Origin of the sequence: Hoeflea marina (genome assembly GCF_003182275.1) — a bacterium.
Classification (GTDB): domain Bacteria; phylum Pseudomonadota; class Alphaproteobacteria; order Rhizobiales; family Rhizobiaceae; genus Hoeflea; species Hoeflea marina.
The window spans coordinates 12652-29687 of the sequence record NZ_QGTR01000006.1 but is presented as its reverse complement, the minus strand read 5'-3'; the positions used below and the strand labels follow the sequence as shown (position 1 = coordinate 29687).

Sequence of the window (17036 nt, the reverse complement as noted above, 5' to 3'; positions counted from 1 at the left end):
GAACATCGATCCGAGGCATCTTCGCACTCTCCGCAGCGGCTGCGTCGGCGGCACGAATTGGCCTTGACCGGGTGATTGGCCCTGTTAGAGTTTTATCAAACAGTCAAGATTTCGTAGCACAGCTCAGCCGCGATTTCCAAGCCTTGACTTTCGTTTTGGCGAACCACGCGGCAGGAGGCCGGGCCATGTCCAACAGATTGAATGCAACGCCGAATGACCTCCGGGCATTCTGGATGCCCTTTACCGCCAACCGCCAGTTCAAGCAGGACCCGCGCATGCTGGTCGGCGCCAGGGACATGCATTTCACCGCCGCCGACGGGCGCAAGATCCTCGATGGCACCGCCGGGCTCTGGTGCGTCAATGCCGGCCACTGCCGCCCGAAGATCACCGAGGCGATCGCCGCTCAGGCGGGCGAACTGGACTACGCGCCGGCCTTCCAGATGGGCCACCCCAAGGCCTTCGAGCTCGCCAACCGGCTGGTCGATCTGGTCGGCAACAAGATGGCGCATGTGCTGTTCACCAATTCCGGCTCGGAATCGGTCGAGACGGCGCTGAAAGTGGCCATCGCCTACCACCGCGCCAAGGGCAACGGCTCGCGCTTCCGCCTCATCGGCCGCGAGCGCGGCTATCACGGCGTCAATTTCGGCGGCATCTCGGTGGGCGGCATCGTCTCCAACCGCAAGATGTTCGGCACGCTTCTGACCGGCGTCGATCACATGCCGCACACCCACCTGCCCGACAGGAACGCCTTCTCCAAAGGCGAGCCCGAGCATGGCGGCGATCTCGCCGATGAGCTGCAGCGCATCGTCACCCTGCATGACGCCTCCACCATCGCCGCCGTCATCGTCGAGCCGGTGGCAGGTTCCACCGGCGTTCTGATCCCGCCGAAGGGCTATCTGCAGCGGCTGCGCGACATCTGCACCCAGCACGGCATCCTGCTGATCTTCGACGAAGTCATCACCGGTTACGGCCGCATGGGCGCGCCGTTCGCGTCCAACTATTACGGCATCCAGCCCGACATCATGGTCACCGCCAAGGGGCTGACCAACGGCGTCATCCCGATGGGCGCGGTCTTCGTCACCGCCGAGATCCATGACGCCTTCATGACCGGCCCGGAACACCTGATCGAGTTCATGCACGGCTACACCTATTCCGGCAATCCGATCGCCTCGGCCGCGGCGCTGGCCACGCTCGACACCTACAAGGAAGAGGGCCTGTTCGAGCGCGCCGCCGATCTTGCCCCCTATTGGCAGGAGGCGCTGCATTCCTTGAAGGGCGAGCCGCATGTGATCGACGTCCGCAACATCGGCCTGATCGGCGCCGTCGAGCTCTCGCCGATATCAGGCGAGCCCACCAAGCGGGCCTTCTCCTGCTTCGTCCGCGCCTGGGAGAAAGGTTTCCTCATCCGCACCACCGGCGACATCATCGCCATGTCGCCGCCGCTGATCATCTCCAAGGGCCAGATCGACGAACTCATCGACGGTGTCCGCGGCGTGCTGAGGGAGGTGCAGTGACCGTGCGCCAGCCCGCCACCGCCACCGTGCTTGTCGACGACGACCGGGTGCGCGTCACCCGCTTCGACTTCGAGCCCGGCCAGGAAACCGGATGGCATGTGCACGGTCATGACTATGTCGTCACCCCGGTGACCGAATGCGTGCTGCTGCTCGAGGAACCCGGCGGCGGCACCCGCGAGGTGACGATGGCGCCCGGCGCCGCCTACCGCCGCCAGCACGGCGTCGAGCACAATGTCATCAACGGCGGCACCAGCCCGATGACCTTCGTCGAAGTCGAACTGAAATAGGAGCATCCCATGTCCGCACCCGCAGCCAATCTCAGGATCAATGCCGACCGGTTGTGGGACTCGCTGATGGACATGGCGAAGATCGGCCCCGGCATCGCCGGCGGCAACAACCGCCAGACGCTCACCGACGAGGACGGCGAGGGCCGCCGACTGTTCCAGCGCTGGTGCGAGGAAGCGGGGCTGACGATGGGCGTCGACAGCATGGGCAACATGTTCATGACCCGCCCCGGCACCGACCCCGACGCCCTGCCCGTCTATGTCGGCAGCCATCTCGACACCCAGCCCACCGGCGGCAAGTATGACGGCGTGCTCGGCGTGCTCGGCGGCCTCGAGCTGGTGCGCACCTTGAATGACCTCAACATCAGGACGAAACACCCGATCGTCGTCACCAACTGGACCAACGAGGAAGGCACCCGCTACGCACCGGCGATGCTCGCCTCGGGCGTCTTCGCCGGCATCCACCAGCAGGACTGGGCCTATGACCGGGTCGACGCCAAGGGCAAGCGCTTCGGCGACGAGCTCGAGCGCATCGGCTGGAAGGGCGACGAAAAGGTCGGCGACCGCAGGATGAAGGCCTTCTTCGAACTGCACATCGAACAGGGTCCGATTCTCGAGGCCGAAGGCAAGGACATCGGCGTCGTCACCCACGGCCAGGGCCTGCGCTGGGTCGAATGCACCGTCACCGGCAAGGAAAGCCACACCGGCTCGACGCCGATGCCGATGCGCAGGAACGCCGGCCGCGGCCTGGCGCTCGTCACCGAGCTGGTGCACAGGATCGCCATGGACAATGCCCCCAATGCGGTGGGCGCCATCGGCCATATCGACGTCTATCCAAATTCCCGCAACATCATACCCGGCAAGGTGGTCTTCACCGTCGACATCCGCAGCCACGAGCTCGACCGCCTCAACGCCATGATCGAGCGGCTGCTCGCCGAAGCCCCGAAACTCTGCGCCGACATCGGCGTCGAATTCTCCAGCCAGATCGTCGGCCAGTTCGACCCGCCGGAATTCGACGCAGGCTGCGTCAAGGCGATCCGCGATGCCGCCGAGCGGCTCGGCTATTCGCACCGCGACATCGTTTCGGGCGCCGGCCACGACGCCTGCTGGATCAACCGCGTGGCCCCGACCGCCATGGTCATGTGCCCCTGCGTCGACGGCCTGTCGCACAACGAGGCCGAGGAGATCACCCGCGAATGGGCCGCCGCCGGCTGCGACGTGCTCATGCACGCCGTGGTCGAAACCGCGGAGATTGTCGGGTGAGTACATTTCACCTATATTGGTCCAACGAGATAGCTGAATCCGGGATTGGATCATGTCCGACAACATTGTCCTTGAGCATCTTCGCGCAATCCGGTCGTCGGTCGATCGGCTCTCCGAAGACATGCAGGAAGTCAAAGGCCGTCTCGGCATACTCGAAACCCAGTATGCCAGCATTTCCAACCGGCTCGACCGGATCGACGAGCGCGTCCTCCGCATCGAGAAGCGTCTCGACCTCGTTGAAGCCTGAATCGCCTTCCAGCCAGCGCGTCGACCGGTCGCGGTCACCATCCTCGCTCGGCTCCCGCCATACCCCCACCCCTGACCCCTCCCCTCAAGGGGGAGGGGAATGGATGGTGCACCACCTCAAATCCGCAATCGCACCGCAGACCACCGGGAAATCCCAGACTCGCCATTCACATCCCATCTCGCTCCAAGCGCGGGGCGTATCCTCCCTCCCCCTTGAGGGGAGGGGCCGAGGGTGGGGGTACCTTTCGGGCGAAGCCAAGCTTGTGCCAGATAGAGGAGAGTATCCGAACCGCGACCCAGACCCAGGGTCGGGGTATGGCTTTTCCCAAATTCTGGTGATCGACCGGTGGCAAGACCCGGTCCCGGAACCGGGATATTCCGGTCAAGACATCCTCACCCCCCGTCCCACAGCGGAGGCGTCATGGATGTAGAAGGGCTGCTGCAAGGCGTCATCCGCTTCTCCAATTTCATGACTGCCCGGCTGATCGTCTCGGGCCTGTTCTTCTATGTGATCGCCGGCTTCACCGACATCGGCAGCACCGCGGAGGGCATCCTGCCCAATCTGGAACTGGTCAACCAGGTGGTCGCCAACTACCAGACCATCTTCGACATCCTGGGCGTTTCCGATTTCGCCCTGCTGCTGATCTTCTTTCTGTTCCTGACCGCCATCCACATCACCTATGTCGGGTTCGAGCGCGTCGGCGAATACATCCCGCCGGCCATCCTGCCGCTGCCCGGCTGGGACGCCATCGACGACCTGACCAGCGCCAGCTTCGACATCCTGCGCGAGGCCCGCGGCGAGGAGCATTCCGAAGAGGAAAATCAGCGCTTGTTCGAGTTCAAGCGCAAGCTCGAGGACATCGACGACGCCAACGAGCTCAAATACGAGGCGGGGCTGGAGGCCACCTATGCCGCCTTCCGCATCTCCAAGAGCTTCGTGCTGTTTTCGCTTTGCGCCTGGGTGGTCGCCATCCTCGGGGGCCGTTACGCCGGTGACGCGCGCGTGCTCCTGGTGATTCTCGGCCTCTCGGCAATGGTCGCCCTCTACACCACGCTGTCGATCTACCGCTCGCACCATTCCCGCATCGAGGACCTGCGCGGCAAGGTGATCCACCAGTTCACCGGTTTTGCGGGCATCTGGCTGCCGGCAGCACACCATCAGCGCGTGGTCGAAACCTGCGCGCCCTCGCGCGACCTGCGTCCGGCCAGCTTCAAAATCCTGTTTCCTGTCTTCGGGACACTGGACGTCTTCTTCGCCGACATGCACAAATGGCTGGCCAGGCGCCGCAGGCAGCGGCTGAATGCCCCCGTCATCCCGGCGCCCGACACCATCGTCGCGCCGGCCATGGCGCCGGTGCTCGCAGCACCCGACGCCGGTATCGAGCCGCTGACATCCGCGAAGCAGAAAAGGAAAAAGAAGCATGGCTGAAATCCATTCGCTCCGTCCCGCGGGCGATCCCGACGAGCAGCAACTGCGCATCGATCTTGCCGCCGCCCTGCGGCTCGCCGCCTATTACGACTGGCACGAAGGCGTCGCCAACCATTTCAGCGCCGCCGTATCGCCCGACGGCCGCAAGTTCCTGGTCAATCCGCGCTGGAAGCATTTCTCGTTTGCCACCGCCAGCGAACTCCTGCTGGTCGATGCCGACGATCCCGACACCATGAAGCGGCCCGACGCGCCCGATCCCTCGGCCTGGTCGATCCACTCCGCCATCCACCGCAACGTGCCGCATGCGCGCGTCGCCCTGCACCTGCACCCGCCCTACGCCACCACGCTGGCAACGCTCAAGGATCCCTCGATCAAGCCGATCGACCAGGTCACGGCGCGCTTCTTCAACCGCATGGCGCTTGACATGAGTTTCGGCGGCATCGCCACCGAGGAAGCCGAGGGCGAGCGCATCGCCGCCTCCATCGGCAACCATTCGGTGGTCATGATGGCCAATCACGGCGTCACCACCGTGGCGCCGACGGTCGCCGAGGCCTTCGACGCCATGTACCATCTCGAGCGCGCCGCCCGCACCATGGTGATGGCCTACACAACGGGCCAGCCGCTCAACGTCATGAGCGACGAACTGGCCGAGAGCGTCGCCCGCGAATGGGACGTCTACAAGGACGCCGAATACTCGCATTTCGCCGAAATGAAGCGCGTGCTCGACCGGGAAAACCCGGGCTATGCGGAGTGAAACCGGATCAGGATCAGTCGACTGCAAGTGGAAATGAAGCTGCTGAATGATCGAAGAAGCGCAAGGCATCGACGGAGTGGTGTCCCCCTCCCCCTTGAGGGGAGGGGCTAGGGGTGGGGGTATCGCCACCACAGCGACCAGCGTCGATAGAGGAACGATCTCGTGCAGAACCATCCAGCGAGGACATGCGGCCGATTCTGCGGGAGCTGAAACCGAAGTATTGATGGACGACCATACCCCCACCCCTAACCCCTCCCCTCAAGGGGGAGGGGGACAGCCACAGCAGACAAGCAACACCGGAGACCAGCCATGAGCAGCACAGTCATCAAGAACGGAACCGTCGTCACCGCCGATCTGACCTACATGGCCGACGTGCTGATCGAGGACGGAATCATCACCGCCATCGGCCCCAATCTGTCGGGCGACAAAAAGCTCGACGCCACCGGCTGCTACATCATGCCCGGCGGCATAGATCCGCACACGCATCTGGAAATGCCGTTCATGGGCACCTATTCCGCCGACGATTTCGAGAGCGGCACCCGTGCGGCATTGGCCGGCGGCACCACCATGGTGATCGACTTCGCCCTGCCCGCGCCGGGCCAGTCGCTGCTCGAGGCGCTGACCATGTGGGACAACAAGTCGACGCGCGCCAATTGCGACTACTCCTTCCACATGGCGATCACCTGGTGGGGCGAGCAGGTCTTCAACGAAATGGAGACCATCGTCCGCGACAAGGGCATCACCACCTTCAAGCACTTCATGGCCTACAAGGGCGCGCTGATGGTCGATGACGACGAGATGTATGCCTCCTTCAGCCGCGTCGGTGAACTGGGTGCCATCGCCATGGTCCACGCCGAGAACGGCGATGTGGTGGCGCAGCTGCAGCAGAAGCTGATGGCCGAGGGCAACACCGGCCCCGAGGCCCATGCCTATTCTCGCCCCGCCGAAGTGGAGGGCGAGGCCACCAACCGCGCCATCATGATCGCCGACATGGCCGGCGCGCCGCTCTATGTGGTGCACACCTCCTGCGAGCAGTCCCACGAGGCCATCCGCCGCGCCCGCCAGAAGGGCATGCGCGTCTGGGGCGAGCCGCTGATCCAGCACCTCACCCTCGACGAGAGCGAGTATTTCAACCCGGACTGGGACCACGCCGCGCGCCGGGTGATGAGCCCGCCCTTCCGCAACAAGCTGCACCAGGATTCGCTCTGGGCGGGTCTGTCCGCCGGCTCGCTGCAGGTGGTGGCCACCGATCATTGCGCCTTCACCACCGAGCAGAAGCGCTTCGGCGTCGGCGATTTCACCAGGATCCCCAACGGCACCGGCGGCCTCGAGGACCGCATGCCGATGCTCTGGACCCATGGCGTGACCACCGGCAGGCTGACCATGAACGAGTTCGTCGCCGTCACCTCCACCAACATCGCAAAGATCCTCAACACCTACCCGAAGAAGGGTGCGGTGCTGGTCGGCTCCGACGCCGACCTGGTGGTCTGGGATCCGGAACTGAGCAAGACGATCTCCGCCAAGTCGCAGCAGTCGGCCATCGACTACAATGTCTTCGAGGGCAAGACGGTGCGCGGCCTGCCGCGCTACACGCTCACCCGCGGCCATGTCGCCGTCGAGGAGGGCACGATGAAGACCCGGGAAGGCCACGGCCAGTTCGTGGCCCGCAAGCCGGTGACCCCGATCAACAAGGCGCTGTCCACCTGGAAGAACATCACCGCGCCGCGCAAGGTCGAACGCTCCGGCATCCCGGCGACCGGGGTGTGATGATGGTTGCAATCCGGCTGCTGCTTGGCAATGGTACCCCCACCCCTGACCCGTCCCCTCAAGGGGGAGGGGAATGGATGGCCCATTTCCGCCTCCTTGTTCGCAATTCAGCACCGGAACCAAAACCCGCCGATCTGCGACCGATGCAGCCGCGATTCCGAAGCGAAACCTCCCTCCCCCTTGAGGGGGTCCGAAGGACGGCGAGCGACCCGTGGCGAGAGCCAGACCGAGGGTGGGGGTATGCTGTTTCCAAGGTCATGGCGAGCCACCCGTGGCGCGCGTTGAACCGAGGCTGGGGGTATCATCGTTCCACTGCTTGCAAAGCGGCCAAACCTGTGTCGCTAGGTACACGTCACTTCAAGAATCCGAGAGGCTGGACCGCAGCACCATGAACCCCGTCATCTCCGCCCAGAACCTCGATCTCACCTTCACCACCAATGACGGTCCGGTGCATGCGCTCTCCGACATCACGCTCGACATCGACAAGGGCGAGTTCGTCTCGCTCATCGGCCCGTCCGGCTGCGGCAAGACCACCCTGCTGCGCGTCATCGCCGATCTGGAGCAGCCCACAGGCGGCTCCATCAGCGTCAACGGCATGACTCCCGAGCAGGCCCGGATCCACCGTGCCTACGGCTATGTCTTCCAGCAGGCGGCGCTTTTCCCCTGGCGCACCATCGCCGACAACATTGCCCTGCCGCTCGAGGTGATGGGCATTGCGGCCGCCGAACGCGCCACACGGGTGCGCGACAACATGGCGCTCGTCGATCTGATGGGCTTCGAGAACAAGTTTCCCTGGCAGCTCTCGGGCGGCATGCAGCAGCGCGCCTCCATCGCCCGCGCGCTCTCGGTGCAGCCGGACATGCTGTTGATGGACGAGCCCTTCGGCGCGCTCGACGAGATCGTCCGCGACCACCTCAATTCGCAGCTGCTCAAGCTCTGGGCCAAGACGCAGAAGACCGTGGTCTTCGTCACCCATTCGATCCCCGAGGCCGTGTATCTGTCGACCCGCATCGTCGTCATGAGCCCGCGGCCGGGCCGCATCCATTCGATCATCGACTGCAATCTCGGCGCCGACCGGCCGCTCGACATCCGCGAGACGCCGGAATTCCTCGCCATCGCCCATCAGGTCCGCGAAGGCCTGCGCGAGGGTCATTCCTATGAGGGCTGAGCCGTTTTTCACGTCCCGCATCTCCAACTCTGAAAGTGTATCTGCATGAGCGGTTTCCTGATGGCCTGGCTGACCGGCGCGAGCCTGATCTTCATTGCGGGGGCCGCCGTGCTCAGGCAGTATATCGACCGCCAGAACGCCTGGTTCCTGGTGCTGGCGCTGGTGCTCTATTCGCTCGGAAACCTGATGATGGTCCGGCTGATGAAGGAAAACGGCATGGCCGTCTCGATGTCGGTCAGCGCCGTCCTCCAGCTGATCCTGGTCAACCTTGTCGCCATTCTCTTCTACGGCGAACGACCCGGCAACCTGCAGGCCAGCGGTATCGCGCTCGGCATCGTCGCCGTCATTCTCATCGTCATGCCGCAGGGGAGCCGCAGCTGATGCAAGTCGGACGCTTCGTCCATGACCGACTGCTGCCGATCGGCACGATCCTGCTGGTGATCGTGCTCGCATGGTACGTCGCAGCTTACGCAATGAACGCGCCGTTCCAGCGCGACACCGACCGACGCGCCGGCGTCACACCGACCTCTTCCGAATTCCTGGTCAAGACGATGAGTCAGCCGAAGCCGACCATGCCGGCGCCGCACCAGGTGGTGGAAAATCTCTGGAAAAACACGCTCACCGTCAAGCCCTGGTCGAAGCGCAGTCTCGTCTACCACGCCTGGATCACGCTCTCGGCGACACTCTCCGGCTTTGCCATGGGTACCGCGCTCGGCGTCCTCATCGCCATCGGCATCGTCCACATCCCTGCGCTCGACCGCTCCTTCCTGCCCTGGATCATCGCCTCGCAGACGATTCCCATTCTCGCCATCGCGCCGATGATCATCGTGCTCCTCTCGGCCATCGGCATCACCGGGCTCTTGCCCAAGGCGCTGATCTCCACCTATCTGTCGTTCTTCCCGGTCGCCGTCGGCATGGTCAAGGGCCTTCGTTCGCCCGACGTGCTGCATCTCGATCTGATGCGCACCTATTCCGCCAACAAGGTGCAGACGCTGTGGAAGCTGCGCATCCCGGCCTCAGTGCCGTTCTTCTTCACCTCGATGAAGGTGGCCATTGCCGCAAGCCTCATCGGCGCCATTGTCGGCGAGCTGCCCACGGGCGCCGTGGCCGGCATCGGCTCCAAGCTGCTCGCCGGCTCCTATTACAGCCAGACCATCGATATCTTCGCGGCGCTGATCGCGGGTTCGATCGTCGCCATCCTGCTCGTCACCCTGGTCGATCTCGCCGGCCGCTTCGTCAACGCCCGCATGGGGGCGCGGCAGCCATGAGCGCGATCCGTCCCAACTGGCAGGCATTGGCCGCCCTTGTCGCCACGCTCTACGCGCTCACCGCCCTGCCCTTCACCGCGACGATGGGACCAGCCCTGTCGCTGGCCGTCGCCGCCCTGCTCGCTGCAGGCGCGATCCTGTCGATGCTGCGCGCCGCCAGGCCGATCGAAACCACAATCTTGGCGATTGCCAGCTTCGGCGCCGCGGCAATGCTCCTCGCAGGCCTGACCGGCGCCTTCGGCACCGCGAACGCAGGTTATTTCGCCTCCCTCGCCGCCGCCTGGCTTCTCGGCTGGCGGCTGGTCACCGTGCTCTCGGGCGACGGCAGCCACGGTGACAAGGGCTCGAGCCTCGTCGCCATCGCCGTGCCGGCCCTTTTCGGTATCTGGGTCCTGATCCTGTGGGAATGCATCGTCCGCGGCGCCGGCGTGCCCTTCGTGCTCCTGCCGCCGCCCTCGGCCATCGGGCTCAGGATCGCCGGATCGCTGCCGATTCTCGCCGCCGACTTCCGCCAGACCGTGCTCAAGGCCGTGCTGTTCGGCTATGTGGTGGGGTCGCTCGCCGGCTTTCTGGTGGCCATCCTCGCCGACCGCTTCCGCTTTCTCGCCAACGGACTGCTGCCCATCGGCAACATGGTCTCGGCGCTGCCGATGATCGGCATCGCCCCGATCATGGTGATCTGGTTCGGCTTCGACTGGCAGTCCAAGGCCGCCGTGGTGGTGGTGATGACCTTCTTCCCGATGCTGGTCAACACGCTGGCGGGCCTTGCCGCCAGCGGCGACATGGAGCGCGACTTGATGCGAACCTACGGCGCCGGCCACTGGCAGGTGCTCGTCAAGCTGCGGCTTCAGGCCGCAATGCCTTTCATCTTCAATGCCCTCAAGATCAACTCGACGCTGGCGCTGATCGGCGCCATCGTCGCCGAATTCTTCGGCACGCCGATCGTCGGCATGGGCTTTCGCATTTCGACCGAAGTGGGTCGGATGAACCTCGACATGGTCTGGGCCGAAATAGCCCTTGCAGCCATTGTCGGGTCCTTGTTTTATGGCGGGCTTGCACTTCTTGAGCGCGCTGTCACATTCTGGCATCCGAGCTATCGCAGATAAGCGGCCGGTGCCTTAACCAGAGGAGAACCTAATGAAAAGAACAATCGGACTGACCCTTGCACTCACCATGACCTTGATGGCCGGCGTCGCCCACGCCGCCGACAAGGTGACCTTGCAGCTCAAATGGGTCGCCCAGGCCCAGTTTGCCGGCTACTTCGTCGCCAAGGACAAGGGCTTCTACGAAGAAGCCGGCCTCGACGTCGAGATCAAGCCGGGCGGCCCGGACATCGCCCCCGAACAGGTGATCGCCGGCGGCGGCGCCGACGTGATCGTCGACTGGATGGGCGGCGCGCTGGCGGCCCGTGAAAAGGGCGTCGGCCTGGTCAACATCGCCCAGCCCTACAAGAAGGCCGGCATGGAACTGGTCTGCCCCGCCGACGGTCCGATCAAGACCGAAGCCGATTTCAAGGGCCACACGCTGGGAGTCTGGTTCTACGGCAACGAATACCCGTTCTTTGCCTGGATGAACAAGCTCGGCCTGTCCACCGAAGGCGGCGCCGACGGCGTCACCGTGCTCAAGCAGAGCTTCGACGTGCAGCCGCTGATCCAGAAGCAGGCCGACTGCATCTCGGTCATGACCTACAACGAGTACTGGCAGCTCATCGACGCCGGCTACAAGCCGGAAGACCTGATCGTGTTCAACTATTCCGAGATGGGCAACGACCTGCTCGAGGACGGCCTCTACGCGATGGAAGACAAGCTCAAGGATCCGGCCTTCGCCGAGACGATGGTGAAGTTCGTCAAGGCCTCGATGAAGGGGTGGGAATACGCCATCGCCAATCCTGACGAGGCCGCCGGCATCGTCATGGACAATGGCGGCCAGGACGAGAACCACCAGAAGCGGATGATGGGCGAAGTGGCCAAGCTGATCGGCGAGCCCGATGCCAAGCTGATCCCGGAAGCCTATGAGCGCACCGCCAAGGCGCTGCTCGACCAGAAGATCATCACCAAGCAGCCGGAAGGCGCCTGGACTTCGGAAATCACCGACAAGATGTAATCTGGCCGAGCTCGGTCAAATGACATGGCCCGGCCGGCAGCAATGCCGGCCGGTTCGTTTCACAACAGGAGACAGATGCCATGACACAGGACCTCGGAACCCGCATCGACCATGGCCAGGGCAAGGCACCCGCCGACATCGTGCTCAAGGGCGGACGGCTGTTCGATCTGGTGACCGGCGAGTTGCGCGAGGGCGACATCGCCATCTCGGGCGACATGATCGTCGGCACGCTGGAGTCCTATGACGGCGTCAGGGAGATCGACATCGCCGGCCGCATCGTCGTCCCCGGTTTCATCGACACCCATCTCCACATCGAATCCTCGCTGGTCACCCCGCACGAGTTCGACCGCTGCGTCCTGCCGCGCGGCATCACCACCGCGATCTGCGACCCGCATGAGATCGCCAACGTGCTGGGCGCCACCGGCATCCGCTATTTCCTCGACTGCGCCGTTCAGACCATCATGGACATCCGCGTGCAGCTGTCGAGCTGCGTGCCCGCCACCCATCTCGAGACCGCCGGCGCCCGCCTCGACATCGATGATCTCCTGCCCTTCCGCGACCACGAGAAGGTCATCGGCCTTGCCGAATTCATGAATTTTCCCGGCGTGCTCTCGCGCGATCCCGTCTGCATGGCAAAGCTCGCGGCCTTTCAGGGCGGTCATATCGACGGCCACGCGCCGCTGTTGCGCGGCCTGCCGCTCAACGGCTATCTGGCGGCCGGCATCCGCACCGACCACGAGACCACCACCGCGGAAGAGGCGCTGGAGAAGCTTGCCAAGGGCATGCACATTCTCGTCCGCGAGGGCTCGGTGTCGCGCGATCTCGACGCGCTGATCCCGATCATCACCGAGCGCAATTCGCCGTTCCTGGCGCTGTGCACCGACGACCGCAATCCGCTCGACATCGCCGAGCACGGTCATCTCGACTACATGATCCGCCATGCGATCTCCAAGGGTGTCGATCCGCTGGCGATCTACCGCGCCGCCTCAATCTCCGGCGCCCGCGCCTTCGGCCTGCGCGACCGCGGCCTGGTGGCACCCGGCTGGCGCGCCGACCTCGTGGTGCTCGACTCGCTCGAAGACTGCAACGCACAGATGGTGTTCTCCGCCGGCCGTCTGGTCACCGAGGCGCTGTTTGCCACTCGCGCCACCACCGCGCCGGTGGGCATGGACAGTGTCCGAGCGCCCTCGGTCACCGCCAGCAGCTTTTCGGTGCGCAGGACCGGCATTGCCACGCCGGTGATCGGCATCGTGCCGGGCAAGATCATCACCGAGCACCGCCTGCTCGACCTGCCCATCGACAACGGCGAGACTGCGGGCGATCGCGCCCGCGACATCCTCAAGATCGCCGTCATCGAACGCCACGGCAGGAACGGCAACATCGCGACAGGCTTCGTGCAGGGCTTCGGGCTCGACCGCGGCGCCATCGCCTCGACTGTCGCCCACGACAGCCACAACATCTGCGTCGTCGGCGCCGACGAGGCCGACATGGCGCTGGCCGCCAACCGCCTGAGCGAGATCCGCGGCGGCTTCGTCGTCGCTGCCGGCGGCAAGGTCCTGGCCGAGATCGCCCTTCCCGTCGCAGGCCTGATGAGCGATCTCTGCTTCGAAGCGGTGCGCGAAAAGCTGACCCCGCTCAGGGCCGCGGCCAGGGCGATCGGCGGCACGCTCGACGAACCGTTCCTGCAACTGGCCTTCCTCGCCCTGCCGGTGATTCCGCATCTGAAGATCTCCGACATGGGGATGGTCGACGTCGATGCATTTGCATTGATTGCCTGAGCCTGCCACATAAATGTCTGGAGCATTTCCAGACGAAGTGAAATTCACTTCGTCGCAGGAGAATGCGACAAACGAGAACTGAGCGCGCGTCTGCGATTGAATGAAGAGCAGAAGCGGTCGAGGGCCGGGCGTCGGCGTGGCGCGCGGGATGATGAAACCGGGAAACCCAGGCATGGCCGAATGATCAGCCGCGAACAGCTGCGCGAGACCCTGCGGCGCCTCTACGCAGGGGAAGGTCGCTCCGCGCTCCGCTATCAGGCGGTGCTTGCCACCATCGACCTGGCCATCATCGCCTTCTTCATCTTCGGTCCGTATCTGCGGGCCGGTGCCAGCTATCTGATCATCGACTACCTGATCGCGGTCTGGATCGCCGGCGAACTGGTGGTCCAGGCCGCTATTGCCCGCCGCCCTCGCGACTGGCTGCTCAGGCCGATGACATGGGTGGACCTCGTCATCCTCGGCACGCTGCTGTTTCCGAACCTTCTCTACAACTTCGCCTTCCTCAGGGCGATGCGGATCTGGGTGATCGGCCAGAGTCCGCTGCTCAAGGTGGGACTGCGCAGGATCGGCCAGTCGGAGCTGCAGGACGTCATTCGCGCCCTGATCAATGTGCTGGTGTTCCTGTTCATGACCACAGGCTTCGTCTACACGTTCTTCTTCTACCGGCAGGATGGCACCGCCGGCTTCGTCGACGCGCTCTATTACACTGTCGCCACCGTCACCACGACCGGCTTCGGCGACATCATCCTGCCCGGCACCTTCGGCAAGCTCACTTCGATCGTCACCATGATCGTCGGCATATCGCTGTTCGTCCGTCTGGCGCAGGCCGTGGTCCGGCCCTACAAGGTGACCTTTCCCTGCCCGAATTGCGGCCTCTTCCGCCATGATGCCGACGCCGTGCACTGCAAGGCCTGCGGCAACATCCTCAACATCCCGGACGACGGCGCCTGACCGGCGCCATGGGCGCGGTTGGAACCATCATCGCCCGATCCGGGCGCAGAACACGTCGAGGCCCATCAGCGACACCCTGGTGCCATCGAATGACGGCCCGAAGCCTGGCATGTGCGCCGGCTCGAGCGCTGCCAGCGCCGGCGGCACGGCCCATTCGGCCGGCTCGCGGCTGAAATTGAACACGAAGAGCAGCCGCTCCGTCCCCTCGCCGCGCACGAAGGCCAGCACCTCGCCATCGGGGTCGAGAAAGCTCATCGGCCCGTCGACGAGCATTGCATGCGCCTTGCGGAAGCCCAGTGTCGCCCGGTAGTGATTGAGCACCGACCCTGTGACGTGGACCTGCTGGTCGACGGCGCGGTGGTAGTGGCTCTCGGGCACCGGCAGCCAGCTGCGCGCGCCGTCAGAGAAGCCGCCATTGGCCGCCTGCCGGGTCCAGACCATCGGCGTGCGGCAGCCGTCACGCCCCTTGAAGGCCGGCCAGAAGCGGATGCCGTAGGGATCGGTCAGGTCCTCGAAGGCGATGTCTGCCTCCTCCAGACCCAGTTCCTCGCCCTGGTAGAGACAGATCGAGCCGCGCAGCGAGGCCAGCAGCGTGATCGAGAAACGGGCAAGGTGGTCCTGGTCGTCGCCCGGCTGCATCCAGCGCGAGACATGCCGGGTGACGTCATGGTTGGAGAATGCCCAGCAGACCCAGCCGTCCTTGACCAGCTTCTGGAAATTGCTCACCGCCCGACGGAAATGGCCGGCGGAAAATTCCGGTCCCAGGAGGTCGAAGGTGTAGCACATGTTGAGCTTGTCGCCGCCGTTGGTATAGGCGGCGACCGTGTGCAGCGAACGGCGGCCGTCGCCCACCTCTCCCACCGTGGCCCGGTCGTCATATTCGTTGAGCAGCGACCGCAGGCGTTTGAGAAAGCCGACATTCTCCGGCTGCGACTTGTCGTGCAGATGATCCTGGAAGCCGTAGGGATTGGTGTCGGGCGCGTCGGCGCCCATGAACTCGTCGCCATCCGCGTCCTTCGGCAGCGGCGGATTGTCGGTGAGCTTGGCGTCGTGGAAGAAGAAGTTCACCGTGTCGAGCCGGAAGCCGTCGACGCCGCGCTCGAGCCAGAACCGCACGGTCTTGAGCAGCGCCTCCTCCATCTCGGCATTGTGGAAGTTGAGATCCGGCTGCGAGGCGAGGAAATTGTGCATGTAGTACTGCTTGCGGGTGCTGTCCCATTCCCAGGCCGGCCCGCCGAACACCGAGAGCCAGTTGTTGGGCGCGGTCCCGTCTGGCTTGCTGTCGGCCCAGACATACCAGTCGGCCTTGGGATTGTCGCGGCTCGAGCGGCTCTCCTTGAACCAGGCATGCTTGTCCGAGGTGTGCGACAGCACCTGGTCGATGATGATCTTCAGGCCCAGTTCGTGGGCGCGTTCGATCAGCCGGTCGAAATCCGACAGCGACCCGAACATCGGATCGACGTCGCAATAGTCCGAAACGTCGTAGCCCATGTCGGCCATGGGCGACTTGAAGAACGGCGCCAGCCAGATGGCGTCGACGCCCAGCGAGGCGATGTGGTCAAGTCGCGTGATGATGCCGGGAAGGTCGCCGACCCCGTCGCCGGAGCTGTCCTGGTAGGAGCGGGGATAGACCTGATAGATCACCCCGCCTCGCCACCAGTGCGGGTTTCCGCCGCGCGTGCCTGCGCCATGCTGCGCGTGATCTGGAGAACTGTCTTTGCTCATGGGGAAACTTTCCGGATGCTGGGCCGGCTTGAGGTAAGGATCTCGGGTCCGGGCAGCTTGTCCGTCCCGGCCCTGCCCTGTCAAGCCGCTGGCGTCCCTGCTCACCGGCGGCAAAGGGGATAATTCACACACAGCGCCACTGGAACGGGAGCCGGGATCTTGCTGGGGGGATCAGCCCTGGAAGCAGCCGCGTTTCCCACCGTAAGCCCGGCTTGCGGGCTCGCCGCCCGGTCGAGCCTCAGGCTGCCGGCTGTTTCTCGTCGAGCCCGAGCAGGAAATTGATCGAGGGCCGCGCCTTGACCAGGTCGTCGATCGAATAGTCGGCCAGCACGTCGAAGAAGGCGCCCAGAGCCTTGCGCAAGGCCGTGTTGAGACCGCAGGAATCCACCAGCGGGCATTCCGCCGCATCGTTCTCGAAGCATTCCGCCATGGCGAAATTGTCTTCCGTCACCTTGACCACGTCGAGCAGGCTGATCTTCTCCGCCGGCCTGCCCAGGCGGATGCCGCCGTTGCGACCGCGCACCGTCTGCACAAGGCCCGCCTTGGTCAGGGGCTGCAGGATCTTGAACAGGAACAGTTCGGAGACCGAGTAGGCGCGGGCAATCTCCCCGATGCGGCTGAGATCGGCATTGTTGGCCGCGCAGTACATCAGGATGCGCACGGCGTAATTTGTCTGGCGTGTCAGCCGCATGATTGCACTCCCGTCGAGTCTGGTCTCAATTGCACCTGAGATGGAGTTTAGAATGATTCCAGAAAAAGTGAACCCTTTCGTTCAAGTTTTTTCAG

16 protein-coding genes are annotated in these 17036 nt (G+C 64.4%); 14 read left to right on the top strand and 2 right to left on the bottom strand.

Annotation, left to right across the window (positions count from 1 at the left end; translation table 11 throughout):
* Positions 1-185: 185 nt before the first annotated feature.
* From aptA to DFR52_RS20030, 14 genes are all read left to right on the top strand, one after another.
* Positions 186-1514 carry an omega-aminotransferase AptA gene (gene aptA, locus DFR52_RS20095; RefSeq protein WP_110033820.1) on the top strand — a complete coding sequence of 443 codons (1329 nt, stop codon included), beginning with the start codon at positions 186-188 and terminating at the stop codon, positions 1512-1514.
* Positions 1511-1801, top strand: coding sequence for a cupin domain-containing protein (locus DFR52_RS20090; RefSeq protein ID WP_170132321.1), 291 nt, complete (start codon positions 1511-1513; stop codon positions 1799-1801). Before aptA ends, DFR52_RS20090 begins: the two co-directional genes overlap by 4 nt.
* A 9-nt stretch (positions 1802-1810) precedes the next feature.
* Positions 1811-3061: a Zn-dependent hydrolase gene (locus DFR52_RS20085; RefSeq protein WP_110033819.1), complete on the top strand. Its 1251-nt coding sequence runs from the start codon at positions 1811-1813 to the stop codon at positions 3059-3061.
* Positions 3062-3113: 52 nt separating this feature from the next.
* Complete coding sequence (locus DFR52_RS20080; protein WP_110033818.1) at positions 3114-3308, top strand: hypothetical protein; 195 nt, start codon at positions 3114-3116, stop codon at positions 3306-3308.
* A gap of 420 nt (positions 3309-3728) precedes the next feature.
* Positions 3729-4736: a hypothetical protein gene (locus DFR52_RS20075; RefSeq protein WP_110033817.1), complete on the top strand. Its 1008-nt coding sequence runs from the start codon at positions 3729-3731 to the stop codon at positions 4734-4736.
* The gene (locus tag DFR52_RS20070; RefSeq protein ID WP_110033816.1) at positions 4729-5490 is read left to right on the top strand and encodes a class II aldolase/adducin family protein; all 762 of its coding nucleotides are present in this window, start codon (positions 4729-4731) and stop codon (positions 5488-5490) included. The genes DFR52_RS20075 and DFR52_RS20070 overlap by 8 nt, the downstream gene beginning before the upstream one ends.
* 309 nt (positions 5491-5799) lie before the next feature.
* Entirely contained in the window at positions 5800-7257 is a 1458-nt protein-coding gene (gene hydA, locus DFR52_RS20065) for a dihydropyrimidinase (RefSeq protein ID WP_110033815.1), read from the top strand.
* A gap of 388 nt (positions 7258-7645) precedes the next feature.
* A complete protein-coding gene (locus DFR52_RS20060; protein ID WP_110033814.1) occupies positions 7646-8425 on the top strand; it encodes an ABC transporter ATP-binding protein in 780 nt (259 codons plus the stop codon).
* Positions 8426-8470: 45 nt separating this feature from the next.
* On the top strand, positions 8471-8806 hold the full coding sequence (locus tag DFR52_RS20055) for a GRP family sugar transporter (protein ID WP_110033813.1): 336 nt from the start codon (positions 8471-8473) through the stop codon (positions 8804-8806).
* A complete protein-coding gene (locus DFR52_RS20050; RefSeq protein WP_110033812.1) occupies positions 8806-9693 on the top strand; it encodes an ABC transporter permease in 888 nt (295 codons plus the stop codon). Before DFR52_RS20055 ends, DFR52_RS20050 begins: the two co-directional genes overlap by 1 nt.
* A complete protein-coding gene (locus DFR52_RS20045) occupies positions 9690-10799 on the top strand; it encodes an ABC transporter permease (protein ID WP_110033811.1) in 1110 nt (369 codons plus the stop codon). The genes DFR52_RS20050 and DFR52_RS20045 overlap by 4 nt, the downstream gene beginning before the upstream one ends.
* A gap of 31 nt (positions 10800-10830) precedes the next feature.
* Positions 10831-11796: an ABC transporter substrate-binding protein gene (locus tag DFR52_RS20040; RefSeq protein ID WP_110033810.1), complete on the top strand. Its 966-nt coding sequence runs from the start codon at positions 10831-10833 to the stop codon at positions 11794-11796.
* Between the two features lie 80 nt (positions 11797-11876).
* A complete protein-coding gene (gene ade, locus DFR52_RS20035; protein WP_110033809.1) occupies positions 11877-13574 on the top strand; it encodes an adenine deaminase in 1698 nt (565 codons plus the stop codon).
* Positions 13575-13754: 180 nt separating this feature from the next.
* Complete coding sequence (locus DFR52_RS20030; protein ID WP_110033808.1) at positions 13755-14525, top strand: ion channel; 771 nt, start codon at positions 13755-13757, stop codon at positions 14523-14525.
* 27 nt (positions 14526-14552) lie between these two features.
* Here DFR52_RS20030 and bglA read toward each other — a convergent pair whose 3' ends face one another.
* Both bglA and rirA read right to left on the bottom strand, forming a co-directional pair.
* Entirely contained in the window at positions 14553-16250 is a 1698-nt protein-coding gene (gene bglA, locus DFR52_RS20025) for a beta-galactosidase BglA (RefSeq protein ID WP_110033807.1), read from the bottom strand.
* A gap of 238 nt (positions 16251-16488) precedes the next feature.
* Entirely contained in the window at positions 16489-16941 is a 453-nt protein-coding gene (rirA, locus tag DFR52_RS20020; protein ID WP_110033806.1) for an iron-responsive transcriptional regulator RirA, read from the bottom strand.
* Between the last annotated feature and the right edge of the window lie 95 nt (positions 16942-17036).

What these genes read in the sequence shown, in the direction of transcription:
- DFR52_RS20085 (WP_110033819.1), top strand. Translation starts at nt 1,811, where the DNA reads ATGTCCGCACCCGCAGCCAATCTCAGGATCAATGCCGACCGGTTGTGG.
- DFR52_RS20050 (WP_110033812.1), top strand. Translation starts at nt 8,806, where the DNA reads ATGCAAGTCGGACGCTTCGTCCATGACCGACTGCTGCCGATCGGCACG.
- rirA (WP_110033806.1), bottom strand. Translation starts at nt 16,941, where the DNA reads ATGCGGCTGACACGCCAGACAAATTACGCCGTGCGCATCCTGATGTAC.
- ade (WP_110033809.1), top strand. Translation starts at nt 11,877, where the DNA reads ATGACACAGGACCTCGGAACCCGCATCGACCATGGCCAGGGCAAGGCA.
- DFR52_RS20040 (WP_110033810.1), top strand. Translation starts at nt 10,831, where the DNA reads ATGAAAAGAACAATCGGACTGACCCTTGCACTCACCATGACCTTGATG.
- DFR52_RS20045 (WP_110033811.1), top strand. Translation starts at nt 9,690, where the DNA reads ATGAGCGCGATCCGTCCCAACTGGCAGGCATTGGCCGCCCTTGTCGCC.
- hydA (WP_110033815.1), top strand. Translation starts at nt 5,800, where the DNA reads ATGAGCAGCACAGTCATCAAGAACGGAACCGTCGTCACCGCCGATCTG.
- DFR52_RS20080 (WP_110033818.1), top strand. Translation starts at nt 3,114, where the DNA reads ATGTCCGACAACATTGTCCTTGAGCATCTTCGCGCAATCCGGTCGTCG.
- DFR52_RS20055 (WP_110033813.1), top strand. Translation starts at nt 8,471, where the DNA reads ATGAGCGGTTTCCTGATGGCCTGGCTGACCGGCGCGAGCCTGATCTTC.
- DFR52_RS20070 (WP_110033816.1), top strand. Translation starts at nt 4,729, where the DNA reads ATGGCTGAAATCCATTCGCTCCGTCCCGCGGGCGATCCCGACGAGCAG.
- aptA (WP_110033820.1), top strand. Translation starts at nt 186, where the DNA reads ATGTCCAACAGATTGAATGCAACGCCGAATGACCTCCGGGCATTCTGG.
- bglA (WP_110033807.1), bottom strand. Translation starts at nt 16,250, where the DNA reads ATGAGCAAAGACAGTTCTCCAGATCACGCGCAGCATGGCGCAGGCACG.
- DFR52_RS20030 (WP_110033808.1), top strand. Translation starts at nt 13,755, where the DNA reads ATGATCAGCCGCGAACAGCTGCGCGAGACCCTGCGGCGCCTCTACGCA.
- DFR52_RS20060 (WP_110033814.1), top strand. Translation starts at nt 7,646, where the DNA reads ATGAACCCCGTCATCTCCGCCCAGAACCTCGATCTCACCTTCACCACC.
- DFR52_RS20075 (WP_110033817.1), top strand. Translation starts at nt 3,729, where the DNA reads ATGGATGTAGAAGGGCTGCTGCAAGGCGTCATCCGCTTCTCCAATTTC.